This window comes from Clostridium nigeriense, assembly GCF_050585245.1.
GTDB classification, from domain to species: domain Bacteria; phylum Bacillota; class Clostridia; order Clostridiales; family Clostridiaceae; genus Clostridium; species Clostridium nigeriense_A.
In genome coordinates this window covers 1-15,009 of the sequence record NZ_JBNOOF010000018.1, presented here as the reverse complement: position 1 = coordinate 15,009, position 15,009 = coordinate 1, and the positions used below count along the sequence as shown (strand labels likewise).

Annotated in this window: 13 protein-coding genes, 1 pseudogene and 1 other annotated feature; all 14 genes and pseudogenes read left to right on the top strand. The window is 33.9% G+C overall.

Annotation, left to right across the window (positions count from 1 at the left end; translation table 11 throughout):
• Window positions 1-68 (top strand): annotated as a pseudogene (locus ACQPUY_RS17045) (elongation factor Tu); the annotation flags it as partial.
• A gap of 173 nt (window positions 69-241) precedes the next feature.
• Window positions 242-391 carry a 50S ribosomal protein L33 gene (rpmG, locus tag ACQPUY_RS17040; RefSeq protein WP_430843143.1) on the top strand — a complete coding sequence of 50 codons (150 nt, stop codon included), beginning with the start codon at window positions 242-244 and terminating at the stop codon, window positions 389-391.
• A 51-nt stretch (window positions 392-442) separates the two neighbouring features.
• On the top strand, window positions 443-676 hold the full coding sequence (gene secE / locus ACQPUY_RS17035; protein WP_430843141.1) for a preprotein translocase subunit SecE: 234 nt from the start codon (window positions 443-445) through the stop codon (window positions 674-676).
• Window positions 677-712: 36 nt separating this feature from the next.
• Window positions 713-1,234, top strand: a complete 522-nt coding sequence (gene nusG, locus ACQPUY_RS17030) for a transcription termination/antitermination protein NusG (RefSeq protein ID WP_430843139.1) — start codon at window positions 713-715, stop codon at window positions 1,232-1,234.
• 70 nt (window positions 1,235-1,304) lie between these two features.
• Window positions 1,305-1,730 (top strand): 50S ribosomal protein L11, encoded by a 426-nt coding sequence (gene rplK / locus ACQPUY_RS17025; protein WP_430843137.1) that lies wholly within the window; start codon window positions 1,305-1,307, stop codon window positions 1,728-1,730.
• A gap of 52 nt (window positions 1,731-1,782) precedes the next feature.
• Entirely contained in the window at window positions 1,783-2,472 is a 690-nt protein-coding gene (gene rplA / locus ACQPUY_RS17020) for a 50S ribosomal protein L1 (RefSeq protein WP_430843135.1), read from the top strand.
• 42 nt (window positions 2,473-2,514) lie between these two features.
• Window positions 2,515-2,645, top strand: a sequence feature (ribosomal protein L10 leader region).
• A gap of 37 nt (window positions 2,646-2,682) precedes the next feature.
• Complete coding sequence (rplJ, locus tag ACQPUY_RS17015; protein WP_430843133.1) at window positions 2,683-3,186, top strand: 50S ribosomal protein L10; 504 nt, start codon at window positions 2,683-2,685, stop codon at window positions 3,184-3,186.
• Between the two features lie 32 nt (window positions 3,187-3,218).
• Window positions 3,219-3,587, top strand: coding sequence for a 50S ribosomal protein L7/L12 (gene rplL / locus ACQPUY_RS17010; protein ID WP_066889828.1), 369 nt, complete (start codon window positions 3,219-3,221; stop codon window positions 3,585-3,587).
• Window positions 3,588-3,931: 344 nt separating this feature from the next.
• The gene (gene rpoB, locus ACQPUY_RS17005) at window positions 3,932-7,639 is read left to right on the top strand and encodes a DNA-directed RNA polymerase subunit beta (RefSeq protein WP_430843130.1); all 3,708 of its coding nucleotides are present in this window, start codon (window positions 3,932-3,934) and stop codon (window positions 7,637-7,639) included.
• 21 nt (window positions 7,640-7,660) lie between these two features.
• Window positions 7,661-11,194, top strand: a complete 3,534-nt coding sequence (gene rpoC, locus ACQPUY_RS17000) for a DNA-directed RNA polymerase subunit beta' (RefSeq protein ID WP_430843128.1) — start codon at window positions 7,661-7,663, stop codon at window positions 11,192-11,194.
• 372 nt (window positions 11,195-11,566) lie between these two features.
• Window positions 11,567-11,947, top strand: coding sequence for a 30S ribosomal protein S12 (gene rpsL, locus ACQPUY_RS16995; protein ID WP_008681201.1), 381 nt, complete (start codon window positions 11,567-11,569; stop codon window positions 11,945-11,947).
• A gap of 152 nt (window positions 11,948-12,099) precedes the next feature.
• Window positions 12,100-12,570 carry a 30S ribosomal protein S7 gene (gene rpsG, locus ACQPUY_RS16990; protein WP_066889835.1) on the top strand — a complete coding sequence of 157 codons (471 nt, stop codon included), beginning with the start codon at window positions 12,100-12,102 and terminating at the stop codon, window positions 12,568-12,570.
• Window positions 12,571-12,648: 78 nt separating this feature from the next.
• Window positions 12,649-14,712 carry an elongation factor G gene (gene fusA / locus ACQPUY_RS16985; RefSeq protein ID WP_430843125.1) on the top strand — a complete coding sequence of 688 codons (2,064 nt, stop codon included), beginning with the start codon at window positions 12,649-12,651 and terminating at the stop codon, window positions 14,710-14,712.
• 184 nt (window positions 14,713-14,896) lie between these two features.
• Window positions 14,897-15,009: GTP-binding protein (locus ACQPUY_RS16980; protein ID WP_141669547.1), on the top strand; the 113-nt coding region annotated here is incomplete at its 3' end.

Genomic DNA, 15,009 nt, shown 5'->3' with positions numbered 1-15,009 from the left:
TAAGATTCGCGATCAGAGAAGGTGGAAGAACTGTAGGTTCAGGAGTTGTTACTAGCATAATAGAATAGTAATAATTAATTATATAATGCATTGGGTTGGGTTTCATTACCTAGTCCAATGCAAGGTTTATATATTGACATAATACATGTTTTGTGATAATGTGTTTAAGTAATTAACGAAAACAAATTAACATAAAGTAGTAGATTTTTATATTATTTACGGTAAACTGGAGGTGCAGACTGTGAGAGTAAAGGTAACTTTAGCATGCACAGAGTGTAAGCAAAGAAATTACAATTCAATGAAAAATAAGAAAAATGACCCAGACAGATTAGAAATGCATAAATACTGCAAGTTCTGTAAAAAACATACAACTCATAAAGAAACTAAGTAATTAGCTGATATAGTGTTGACATATACTCACAAAAATTAAGGATGTGAAGTAATGGCTGTTAAGGAAAATGTGAATTTAACTAAAAAATCACCAAGTAATGGTGGTGTATTCAAATTTTTTAGAGAGGTAAAAGCAGAAGTTAAAAGAATAACTTGGCCTTCTAAAAATGAAACTAAAAAAGCGTTAATTGCAGTTGGCGTAGTTGTACTAATATATCTTATATTAGTAGGTGGGTTAGATTATATTTTTCAAAACCTCTTTGGATTCTTTTTAAAACTAAAATAAAAGGAGGTTTAGGCGGGTAATCGCCTATAAGAAAATATGAGCGAAAGAGCAAGATGGTATGTTGTACACACATACTCAGGCTACGAAAACAAAGTTAAAGCAAATCTTGAAAAAACCATTGAAAATAGAAATCTTCAAAGCTTACTTCAAGACATTCAAGTGCCTATGGAGGAAGTTGTAGAAGAAAAAGATGGGAAACAAAAGATTTCTCTAAAAAAGAAGTTTCCTGGATATGTGTTAGTAAAAATGCTAATGACTGATGAGTCATGGTATGTGGTTAGAAACACTAGGGGTGTAACAGGTTTTGTTGGCCCAGCTTCTAAACCAGTTCCCCTAACCGATGAAGAAATTGAGTCTATGGGAGTTAATGAAACTCCAGTAGAAATTGATTTAGAAGTAGGGGAAAGTGTAAGAGTTATCTCTGGCCCGCTAAGAGAATTCGTGGCTATAATACAAGAGATAAATCTAGAAAAACGCAAAATTAAAGCGTTAATTGATATGTTCGGTAGAGAAACTCTAACTGAACTAGAATTTACACAAGTTGAAAAATTAGTTTAATATAAGCTAATCTTTTAATAAGGTGGGAGGACATAAGTCCGTATTACCACAGTATAGGAGGAATATTAACATGGCTAAGAAAGTAACAGGGATGATTAAACTTCAACTTCCTGCAGGTAAGGCGACACCAGCACCACCAGTAGGACCAGCATTAGGTCAACATGGTGTTAACATTATGGGATTCTGTAAGGAGTTCAATGCAAAGACTGCTAACCAAGCTGGATTAATAATACCAGTTGTTATAACAGTTTACCAAGATAGATCTTTTAGTTTTATACTAAAAACTCCACCAGCAGCAGTTCTTATAAAGAAGGAATTAGGAATCGAAAGTGGTTCAGGAGTTCCAAATAGAACTAAAGTTGGTAAAATAACAAAGGAACAAGTTAGAAAAATTGCTGAGTTAAAGATGCCTGACTTAAATGCAGCAAACATCGAAACTGCTATGAGCATGATCGAAGGTACTGCAAGAAGTATGGGAGTAACTGTTGAAGAGTAATTCGTAAAAAAGTGGGAGGTAAAAACCGCTAACACCACAAAGGAGGCAAATTATGGGAAAGAATTATATTGAAAGCGCAAAATTAATAGATAAGAGTGCATTATACACTCCATCTGAAGCTTTAGATTTAGCTGTTAAAACAGCTAAGGCAAAGTTCGATGAAACTATAGAATTACATGTTAGATTAGGGGTAGACCCAAGACATGCGGATCAACAAGTTAGAGGAGCTGTTGTTCTTCCAAATGGAACAGGTAGAACTGTAAGAGTTTTAGTGTTTGCTAAGGGAGAGAAAGCTAAAGAAGCTCAAGAAGCTGGTGCAGATTTCGTTGGAGCTGAAGAATTAGTTCAAAAGATCCAAACTGAAAATTGGTTTGACTACGATGTAGTTGTAGCTACACCAGATATGATGGGTGTTGTTGGTAGAATAGGTAGAGTTTTAGGGCCTAAAGGATTAATGCCAAACCCAAAATCAGGAACAGTAACATTTGACGTTGCTAAGGCAATAGCTGAAATTAAAGCTGGTAAGGTAGAATATAGAGTAGATAAAACTGCTATAGTTCACTGCCCAATCGGAAAGAAATCTTTTGGAACTGAAAAGTTACAAGAAAACTTCCGTGCATTAATGGATGCTTTAGTAAAAGCTAAACCAGCAGCTGCTAAAGGACAATACATTAAATCAGTATCTGTTTCTAGCACAATGGGACCAGGAGCAAAAGTTAACCCAACAAAAGTTTTAGATTAGTATTGACAGAGAAAAGATTATGTAATATAATCTTAACTGTTGTTAAAAAGAATACTGATTCCAAAGACAGTAGGTGCCGAAAGGTTTAAATAATTGCCTACCGAGGAATACCAAGGTAAGTAATTATTTATTGGTCTTCCTATGTCTATGGGAAGGCCTTTCTTAATATAAATTTGCAGTTAAAAACTGTGAGGAGGTGGACACACAGTAATGAACAAGAATAGACAAATTAAAGAAGCTAAAGTAGCTGAAATTAAAGAAAAGTTAGAAAAAGCTCAAGGAGTTGTTCTAGCAAACTATCAAGGTTTAACAGTTGAAGAAGATACAGCTTTAAGAAAAAGCTTAAGAGAAGCAGGTGTTGAATACAAGGTTTATAAAAACAACCTAGTAGTATTAGCTGCTAACGAACTAGGAATTCAAGGTCTAGATGAATATTTAGAAGGACCAGTTTCTATAGCATTTGGATATGAAGATGCTACTGCTCCAGCAAGAGTATTACATACATTTGCTAAGGATCACAAGAAATTAGAATTAAAAGCTGGTATGGTAGACGGTACTGTATATAACAAAGCAGAGGTTGAAAAGCTTGCTACAATACCATCAAAGGAAGTTCTTATCGCAAAACTTCTTGGAAGCTTCAAGGCTCCATTATCAAACCTTGCATATTTATTAAATGCAATTAAAGAAAAGAAAGAATCAGAATCAGCTGAATAATAACTGATAAAAATTTTGGAGGTGCAATTAAAATGACAAGAGAAGATATAATTCAAGCTATAAAAGAAATGACTGTTTTAGAATTAAACGAGCTAGTTACAGCTTGTGAAGAAGAATTTGGTGTAAGTGCTGCTGCTCCAGTAGCAGTTGCAGGAGCTGTTGCAGGTGGTGCTGCAGCTGCAGAAGAAAAGACTGAATTTGACGTAGTATTAGCTAACGCTGGTGCTCAAAAAATAAAAGTAATCAAAGTAGTTAGAGAATTAACTGGATTAGGATTAAAGGAAGCTAAGGAAATAGTTGACGGAGCTCCTAAGACATTAAAAGAAGGCGTTTCTAAAGAAGAAGCTGAAGACATGAAAGCTAAGTTAGCTGAAGTTGGAGCTGAAGTAGAAGTTAAGTAATTAACTTTAAATTTAAAAAAGGTGCTGTAAAGGCACCTTTTTAATTGTCTAAATAAAACTATATAAAATATGAAATTGCTGGGATACTTTATATAGTTTTATATAAAAACACTTGAAAGTTTAGATTTACATAAGTTATACAATAAAATAATTGACATTGAAAGAATAATATGATAGTATCATTAAATGTACTATTCATTATGGGTAGGTATATATTCATATGAAAAAAATGTATAATAGCTTAAAAGCTGGTTATACTAATTAGTGATGTTGTCCGAAAACATAAAGTCCTTAGGGAAAGTGTGTTTTTGGTTATTTTAGTTTTATACAAGGGGTGAAAATTCATGGTACATCCTGTCCAAGTCGGAAAAAGAACTAGAATGAGTTTTGGTAAAGTTAAAGATGTAACAGAAATGCCAAATCTTATTGAGGTACAATTAGATTCATATCAGTGGTTTTTAAAGGAAGGTCTTCATGAAGTATTTGATGACATTAATCCTATTACAAATTTCACAGGCAATCTTGTTCTTGAATTTGTAGATTACAAACTTGATATGGATAACATTAAGTATTCAGTGGAGGAGTGTAAAGAGAGAGATTCTACTTATGCTGCACCACTAAAGGTTTCTGTAAGGTTACAAAATAATGAAACTGGAGAAATCAAAGAACAAGAAGTGTTTATGGGTGATTTTCCACTAATGACTGAACAAGGAACTTTCATCATTAATGGTGCTGAAAGAGTTATTGTAAGTCAGCTAGTAAGATCGCCTGGAGTTTATTACAGTTTTAGCATTGATAAAACTGGTAAAAAATTATACTCATCTACAGTTATTCCAAATAGAGGAGCATGGTTAGAATATGAAACTGATTCTAACGATATTATCTATGTAAGAATAGATAAAACAAGAAAACTTCCTATTTCTATATTAGCTAGAGCTATGGGATTCGGAAATGATCAAGAGCTTTTAGACTATTTTGGTGAAGATGAGAGATTTAAAGCTACAATAGAAAAAGATAACACTAAGACTAAGGAAGAAGCCTTATTGGAAATATACAAAAGGCTAAGACCAGGTGAGCCACCTACAGTTGATAGTGCTATATCTCTTATTGATTCATTATTTTTTGATGCAAAGAGATATGATTTATCAAGAGTTGGTAGATATAAGTTTAATAAAAAATTAGCATTAAATTTAAGATTAGTCAATCAAATTGCTGCTACTGATATAGTTAACCCTCAAACAGGTGAAATTATGGTAGAGCAAGGAAAGAAAATCAGCAGAAATATTGCTGAAGAAATCCAAAGTGTAGGCATTAACTCAGTTGATATTTTAGTTGAAGATAGAGTAGTTAGAGTAATTGGCAACCATTTTGTTGATATAAAGAATTTTGTATCTTTTGATATAGAAGACTTAAATATCAAAGAATATGTTCATTATCCAACATTAAAGGAAATATTAGATAACTACGATGATGAAGAAACTATTAAAGAAGAGATTAAGAAAAATATAAATAGACTTATTCCTAAACATATAATTAAAGATGATATATTTGCAACTATAAGCTATGAATTAGGATTACCTTATGGAGTAGGATATGTAGATGATATAGATCATCTTGGTAATAGAAGATTAAGATCAGTTGGAGAGTTGCTACAAAATCAATTTAGAATTGGTTTATCAAGAATGGAAAGAGTAGTTAAGGAAAGAATGACTATTCAAGACCAAGAAGCTATAACTCCTCAAATGTTAATTAACATAAGACCAGTTGCAGCTGCTATTAAAGAGTTCTTTGGTAGTTCTCAATTGTCACAATTCATGGACCAAACAAATCCACTTTCAGAGTTAACTCATAAGAGAAGATTATCTGCTTTAGGACCAGGAGGACTTTCAAGAGAAAGAGCTGGCTTTGAAGTTAGAGACGTTCACCACTCACATTATGGTAGAATGTGTCCAATTGAGACTCCAGAAGGACCAAACATAGGTCTTATTAACTCTTTAGCTACTTATGCAAAAGTTAATGAGTATGGATTTATTGAGACTCCATATAGAGTTATTGATAAAGAAAAAGGAATAATAACTGATGAAATAAGATACTTCACAGCAGATGAAGAAGACCAATATCTTGTAGCTCACGCTAAGGAACCAGTTGGTGAAGATAGAAAGTTTGTTGATAGTAGAGTTACTGTTAGAAATAAACATGATATTATAGTTGTTAATGCTGAAGAAGTTGATTTAATAGACGTATCCCCAAGACAAATTGTATCTGTAGCAACGGCTATGATACCATTCCTTGAAAATGATGATGCTTCAAGAGCACTGATGGGATCAAACATGCAACGTCAAGCAGTTCCACTATTAAAGCCACAAGCACCAATAGTAGGTACTGGTATAGAATTTAAAGCAGCGGTAGACTCAGGAGTTCTTCCAAAGGCTAAGAATGCTGGTAAAGTTGTTTATGTTAGCTCTAATGAAATAAGAATAAAGAGAGATGTAGACGGCGGAATAGATATTTATAAACTTCTTAAATTTAAGAGAAGTAACCAAGGTACATGTATAAACCAAAGACCTTTAGTAGATAAGGGTGAAATAGTGTTTAAAAACCAAGTGTTAGCTGATGGTCCATCAACTGATTTAGGTGAAATAGCACTTGGTAAGAATATAAGAATGGGATTCATTACTTGGGAAGGTTATAACTACGAAGATGCTATGCTTATTTCTGAAGAACTAGTTAGAGAAGATGTATTTACTTCAATACATATTGAAGAATATGAATGTGAAGCTAGAGATACTAAACTAGGACCGGAAGAAATAACTAGAGACATTCCTAATGTAAGTGAAGACGCATTAAAAGATATAGACGACAGAGGTATTATCAGAATAGGTGCTGAAGTTAGATCAGGAGATATTCTTGTAGGTAAAGTTACACCTAAAGGAGAAACTGAATTAACTGCAGAAGAAAGACTTTTAAGAGCTATATTCGGTGAAAAGGCTAGAGAAGTAAGAGATACTTCATTAAGAGTTCCTCATGGGGAAGCTGGTATTATCGTCGATGTTAAAGTATTTACTAGAGAAAATGGGGATGAATTAAACCCAGGAGTAAATGAACTAGTAAGATGCTATATAGCTCAAAAAAGAAAGATATCTGTTGGAGATAAGATGGCCGGACGTCACGGTAACAAAGGGGTTATATCAAGAGTCCTTCCAGAAGAAGATATGCCGTTCCTACCAGACGGAAGACCACTACAAATATGCTTAAATCCATTAGGGGTTCCATCACGTATGAACATCGGTCAGGTATTAGAAGTTCACCTAGGATGGGCAGCAAGTCAATTAGGATGGCATATAGCTACTCCTGTATTTGATGGTGCTACTGAAGAAGATATTGAAGAATGTCTAGAAAAAGCAGGTTATAATGTAAATGGTAAAACTGTACTATATGATGGTAGGACAGGAGAAGCATTTGATAATGAAGTAACTGTTGGTATAATGTATATCTTAAAGCTAGCTCACTTAGTTGACGATAAGATTCACGCAAGATCAACAGGACCATACTCATTAGTAACTCAACAACCACTTGGTGGTAAGGCACAATTTGGTGGCCAAAGATTTGGAGAAATGGAAGTTTGGGCATTAGAAGCATATGGTGCAGCTCATACACTACAAGAAATATTAACTGTTAAATCAGATGATGTTGTAGGTAGAGTTAAGACATATGAAGCTATAGTTAAGGGTGAAAATATACCAGAACCTGGAGTTCCAGAATCATTTAAGGTTCTTATTAAAGAACTTCAAGCTTTATGTTTAGACGTTAAAGTTTTAAATGAAGATAACCAAGAAGTAAAACTTAAAGAGTTTGCTGAAGAAGATATGGAAGATTTAGAAGTTAACATCGAAGGAACAGAAGATGTTGTTTCAGAAGATGTAAATATAGATGATAGTTATACAATGTCAGAGGACGAAGTTGAGGAAGATGTTGAGTTTGATAACTTTGCATTAGAAGGATTCCATGAAGAAGACTTAGAACTTGATGATTTTGTAAATGATGAACATTAAATTTGAAGGGAGGATATACCCTTGTTTGAATTGAATAATTTTGATGCTATACAAATAGGTTTAGCTTCACCAGATCAAATAAGAGAATGGTCAAGAGGAGAAGTTAAGAAACCTGAAACAATAAACTATAGAACCTTAAAACCAGAAAGAGATGGTTTATTCTGTGAAAGAATATTTGGACCTATTAAAGATTGGGAATGTCACTGCGGTAAGTATAAGAGAGTAAGATATAAGGGCATAGTTTGTGACAGATGTGGAGTTGAGGTTACTAAGGCTAAGGTGAGAAGAGAAAGAATGGGGCATATTGAACTGGCTGCCCCAGTTTCTCACATTTGGTACTTTAAGGGGATTCCATCAAGAATGGGATTACTTTTAGATATGTCACCAAGAGCTTTAGAAAAAATATTATACTTTGCTTCATATGTTGTAATAGATCCTAAAGAAACACCATTATTAAAGAAACAACTTCTTAATGAAAAAGAATATAGAGAAGCTGTTGATAAATATGGTGAAGAAAGCTTCGTATGTGGAATGGGAGCTGAAGCAGTTCAAGAGTTACTTGGAGAAATTGATTTAGAAGCTCAAGCAAGAGATCTTAAAGAAGAATTAAAAGTAAGTACTGGACAAAAGAAGGTAAGAATCATAAGAAGATTAGAAGTTGTAGAATCTTTCAGAAAATCAGGAAACGATCCAAGATGGATGGTTATTAATGTGATTCCAGTAATTCCTCCAGATTTAAGACCTATGGTTCAATTAGATGGAGGAAGATTTGCAACTTCTGATTTAAATGATTTATATAGAAGAGTTATAAATAGAAATAACAGATTGAAGAAGTTATTAGATTTAGGTGCGCCTGACATTATTGTTAGAAATGAGAAGAGAATGCTTCAAGAAGCTGTAGATGCACTTATAGATAATGGTAGAAGAGGAAGACCTGTAACAGGACCTGGAAATAGACCACTTAAGTCATTATCAGATATGCTTAAAGGTAAGCAAGGTAGATTTAGACAAAACTTACTTGGTAAGAGAGTTGACTACTCTGGTAGATCAGTTATAGTTGTTGGACCAGAGTTAAAGATGTACCAATGTGGACTTCCAAAAGAAATGGCTTTAGAATTATTTAAACCATTTGTTATGAAAAAGCTTGTTGAAGATGGTGTAGCTCATAATATTAAGAGCGCTAAAAGAATGGTTGAAAGAGTAAATAATCAAGTATGGGATGTACTTGAAGAAGTTATTACTGATCATCCTGTATTATTAAACCGTGCCCCTACTCTACATAGATTAGGAATTCAAGCTTTCCAACCAGTTTTAGTAGAAGGTAGAGCAATAAAACTACATCCACTAGTATGTACAGCTTACAATGCTGACTTCGATGGTGACCAAATGGCGGTTCACGTTCCATTATCAGTTGAAGCGCAAGCAGAAGCTAGATTCTTAATGCTAGCAGCAGGAAATATAATGAAGCCTTCAGATGGAAAACCAGTTTGTGTACCTACACAAGATATGGTTCTAGGATCATACTATTTAACTATGGATAAGACTGGAGCAAAAGGTGAAGGCAAGATATTTGCTTCTAAAGATGAAGCTATTATGGCTTATGAAGTAGGAGAAATAGCTATACATGCTGAAATAAAAGTAAGAATGTATAGAGAAATAAATGGAGAAAAGAGATCAGGAATTATTACTACTACAGTTGGTAAGATAATATTCAATGAATCTATTCCTCAAGATTTAGGCTTTGTTAATAGAAATAACAAAGATGAAGAATTTAACTTAGAAGTTGACTTCTTAATAACTAAAAAGACATTAGGAAAATTAATAGATAAATGTTATACAGTTCATGGACCAACTAATACATCTATAATGTTAGATAAAATAAAAGCTTTAGGATATCATTATTCATCAATTGGAGCTGTAACAGTTGCTGCTTCAGATATGATAGTACCAGAAGCTAAATATAGACTTCTGAAAGAAGCTGATGAAACAGTTGAAAAAATAGAAAAGATGTATAAAAGAGGTTTCATATCAGAAGAAGAAAGATATGAAAGAGTTATAGAAAAATGGACTAAAACAACAGAAGATGTAGCTGATGCACTTATGGATAGCTTGGATAAATTCAATCCAATATTCATGATGGCCGACTCAGGAGCCAGAGGTTCTAAATCTCAAATTAAGCAATTAGCTGGTATGAGAGGACTTATGGCGAGTCCGACTGGTAAGATTATAGAATTACCAATCAGAGCATCATTTAGAGAAGGACTTGAAGTATTAGAGTACTTTATTTCTACTCACGGAGCTAGAAAGGGTAATGCCGATACAGCTCTTAAGACAGCTGACTCAGGATATCTAACAAGAAGACTTGTTGATGTATCACAAGATGTTATCGTAAGAGAAATTGATTGTGGAACTACAGAAGGTATTTATGTTTCAGAGATTAAAGAAGGTAATGAAGCCATCGAAGGATTAGCTGAAAGACTTTATGGTAGATATACAGCTGAACAAGTGATAAATCCAGAAACTGGAGAAGTTATGGTTGAAGCAGATCAATATATGGATTTAGATACTGCAGAAAGAGTTGCGGCATCTGGAATTGAAAAAGTTAAGATAAGATCTGTATTTACATGTAAATGTAAAGTTGGTGTATGTTCTAAATGTTATGGTATGAACATGGCAACAGCACAAAAGATTAATATAGGTGAAGCAGTTGGTATTATAGCAGCTCAATCAATCGGAGAGCCTGGTACTCAGCTTACAATGAGAACATTCCATACAGGGGGAGTTGTTGGAGCCGATATTACACAAGGTCTTCCAAGAGTTGAAGAGCTATTTGAAGCTAGAAAACCAAAAGGATTAGCTATAGTAAGTGAAATAGCAGGTACAGTTAGAATTGAAGAGACTAAGAAGAAGAGAACTGTATTTGTTACAGCTGGAGATGGAGAAGAACGTAGCTACGAAATACCATTTGGTTCAAGATTAAAAGTAACAGATGATAGCTTTATAGAAGCTGGGGATGAAATTACTGAAGGTTCAGTAAATCCACACGATATTGCAGCGATTAAAGGTATAGATGGAGCTAGAAAATACTTACTATCAGAAGTTCAAAAAGTTTATAGACTTCAAGGTGTTGATATTAATGATAAGCACTTAGAAGTAGTTGTTAGACAAATGACTAGAAAAGTTAAAGTTTTAGATTCAGGTGATACTGATCTATTACCAGGAACTATGATAGATATGTTTGACTTTGAAGAAGAAAATGCAAGAGTAAGGGAGTTTGGCGGAGAAGAAGCTAAAGGAGAGCAAGCATTACTTGGTATCACTAAAGCAGCTTTAGCAACTGATAGTTTCTTATCAGCGGCATCATTCCAAGAAACTACAAGAGTTCTTACTGAAGCAGCAATCAAAGGAAAGATAGATCCATTGGTAGGATTGAAAGAAAATGTTATTATTGGTAAGTTGATACCAGCAGGTACTGGAATGATGAGATACAGAAATGTAAAGCTAGATGTAGAGGATGTTCCAGTCAATAATGAAGTAATAGAATCAATTGAATAATACAGTGCAATTTTATTGACATGTGTATGCGAAAATGATAAAATACGAATTGTATGATTTTAGAGATACACAACAGTATAATTGCCTACATGGATTCATGGAGGCAAAGTCATGAGCTATGCCTCTATGAACTTTTATATATGAAATCATTTCTTTATGGATAATATAATTAAATAGAAAGCAATATATAATATCTATAAAAAATGATGAAATAATTGTTTGTATATAGCTTAGAAATAAGACAATCAATTTATTAAAATATTGATAGATTTAACATAGGGAGTAAAATGTAAAAAGCCTTTGTTAATTCGTAAAAATGCTTTTATCTTAAATATTAGATATATAGATAAAAAAATTTCAGGAGGTGAAAAAATGCCAACTATTAGCCAATTAGTAAGAAAAGGCAGAAAAACTGTTATCAACAAGTCAACAGCACCAGCACTTAATGAGTGTCCACAAAGAAGAGGGGTTTGTACAGTTGTAAAAACAACTACTCCTAAGAAGCCTAACTCAGCGTTAAGAAAAATCGCAAGAGTAAGACTAACAAATGGATTCGAAGTAACTGCATACATTGGTGGTGTAGGACACAACTTACAAGAGCACAGTGTTGTTCTTATAAGAGGTGGTAGAGTTAAGGACCTTCCTGGTGTTAGATACCATATCGTAAGAGGAGCACTTGACTGTGCTGGAGTAGCTAACAGAATGCAAGGAAGATCAAAGTACGGTGCTAAGAAGCCAAAGGCAAAGAAGTAGTTTAAAGTATAAACTACAGTAGTGCTTATCTTCAGCATTTACATAGATTTATAAATTAAGTTTATATAGATGAAGAGGCGAAGCACTTTACGGCAATGATAATTGCAGAGTACCAATGAACTTAAATTTATTATGTTAAGGAGGGAAGAAAAGTGCCAAGAAAAGGACATATCGCAAAAAGAGATGTATTACCAGATCCAATATACAATTCAAAGGTTGTTACTAAATTAGTAAATAACGTTATGGAAGATGGTAAAAAAGGAGTAGCTCAAAAAATATGCTACGAAGCGTTTGAAATAGTGGCGCAAAAAACAGGCAAAGATGCTTTAGAAGTATTTGAAGAAGCAATGAATAATGTAATGCCTTTATTAGAAGTTAAAGCTAGAAGAATAGGTGGTGCTAACTACCAAGTTCCAATAGAAGTTAGACCTGAAAGAAGACAGACTTTAGGTTTAAGATGGCTTTTAGATGCTTCAAGAAAAAGAGGCGAAAAGGTAATGGCTCAAAGATTAGCTGGAGAATTAATGGATGCAGCTAATAACACAGGAGCAGCTGTTAAGAAGAGAGAAGATACTCATAAGATGGCTGAAGCAAACAAAGCATTTGCTCATTACAGATACTAATAAATATAAACTGTTTTGGACTTTTACCAAAACAGTTTTGTCGAATTTAAAATTACTCGTTGAGAGGAGGACATACAGATGGCAAGAAAATATCCGTTAGATAAATTCCGTAACTTTGGAATAATGGCTCATATAGATGCGGGTAAGACTACAACTACTGAGCGTATATTATTCTATACTGGAAGAAGTCATAAAATAGGAGAAGTTCACGAAGGTGCAGCTACAATGGACTGGATGGTTCAAGAGCAAGAAAGAGGTATAACAATTACTTCTGCTGCTACTACTTGTGAATGGAGAGGTCACGAATTAAATATAATAGATACTCCAGGTCACGTAGACTTTACAGTTGAAGTTGAAAGATCATTAAGAGTACTTGATGGAGCTGTTACAGTTCTAGATGCAAAGAGTGGGGTTGAACCACAAACTGAAACGGTTTGGAGACAGGCAGATAAATACGGTGTACCAAGAATGATATACGTTAATAAGATGGATGCTACAGGAGCAGATTTCTTTAGATGTATAAACACTGTAAGAGATAGATTAAAGGCTAACGCTGTTCCAATACAAATTCCAGTTGGATCAGAAGATCAATTTAAAGGAATGGTAGATTTAATAACTAATAAAGCTATTATGTTCTACGATGATCTTGGAAAAGATGTTAGATATGAAGAAATACCAGCAGATTTAGTTGATCAAGCAGAAGAATATAGAATGGCTATGTTAGAAGCTATCGCTGAAACTGATGAAGAGTTAATGGAAAAATACCTTGAAGGTGAAGAATTAACTGAAGAAGAAATAATGACTGCTTTAAGAAAAGCAACTATAGCTAATGAAGTAGTTCCATGTATTTGTGGATCATCATACAAGAATAAAGGTGTTCAACAAATGATTGATGGAGTTGTTGCTTTCTTACCATCACCATTAGATATACCTGCAGTTAAAGGTACTACTTTAGAAGGTGAAGAAGATTCAAGAGAAGCATCAGATGAAGCTCCAATGTCAGCTTTAGCATTTAAGATTGCTACTGACCCATTCGTAGGAAAGCTTGCTTTCACAAGAATTTACTCAGGTGTTATGCAAAGTGGAACATATGTGTTAAATTCTACTAAGGGAAAGAAAGAAAGAATCGGAAGACTTGTTAAAATGCATGCTAACCACAGAGAAGAGGTTGAAGCATTAGAAGCAGGTGAATTAGGAGCAATTATAGGATTAAAGAATACAACTACAGGGGATACTCTTTGTGTAGAAAATGATCCAATAATATTAGAATCAATGGAATTCCCAGAACCAGTTATATCTGTAGCTATCGAGCCAAAGACAAAAGCTGGTCAAGAAAAGATGGGATTAGCATTAGCTAAGTTAGCTGAAGAAGATCCAACATTTAGAACTCATACAGACCAAGAAACAGGTCAAACAATTATAGCAGGTATGGGAGAACTTCACTTAGAAATCATAGTTGATAGATTAACTAGAGAATTCAAAGTTGAATGTAACGTTGGAGCTCCTCAAGTTGCTTATAAAGAAACAATTAGAAAGGCTGTTAAGGCTGAAGCTAAATATGCTAAGCAATCAGGTGGTAAAGGACAATACGGTCACTGTGTTATCGAAATGGAACCAACTGAAGGAGAATATGCATTTGAAAATGCTATTGTTGGGGGAGCTATTCCAAAGGAATATATTCCAGCTATAGACAATGGTATTCAAGAAGCTGCTAAAAATGGTATAATAGCAGGATATGAAACTATTAACTTCAAAGTTAAATTAGTTCATGGATCATACCACGAAGTTGACTCATCTGAAATGGCCTTCAAAATTGCAGGATCTATGGCATTCAAGAATGCAATGACTAAAGCAGATCCAGTATTACTTGAGCCAGTAGAAAAGGTTGAAGTTACAGTACCAGAAGAATACATGGGAGATGTAATGGGAGATCTTAACTCAAGAAGAGGAAGAATCGAAGGTATGGAAGCTATAAACGGAGCTCAAATAATAAGAGCATTCGTTCCACTTTCAGAAATGTTTGGATACGCAACTACTTTAAGATCAAGAACTCAAGGTAGAGGAACTTACTCAATGGTATTCGATCACTTCGAAGAAGTGCCAAAGAGCATTCAAGAAAAAATTAAAAGCGAAAGAAACTAATTCGCTTTAGTTATAAATTTTAGTAATGTTGCTAATAATTTAATTATAAGTAACATTACTAAAGATAAATTTAGTATATTAATACTATAGGAAAATTCATATAAGTATAGAAAAATGGAACTAAATTAGATATAATAACTAAGAAGGTTCATATTATTTAATTTCCATAAAGGAGGATTTTACAATGGCAAAGCAAAAATTCGAAAGAAGTAAACCACACGTAAACATTGGAACAATCGGTCACGTTGACCACGGTAAGACAACTTTAACAGCTGCTATCACAACAGTATTAGCAAA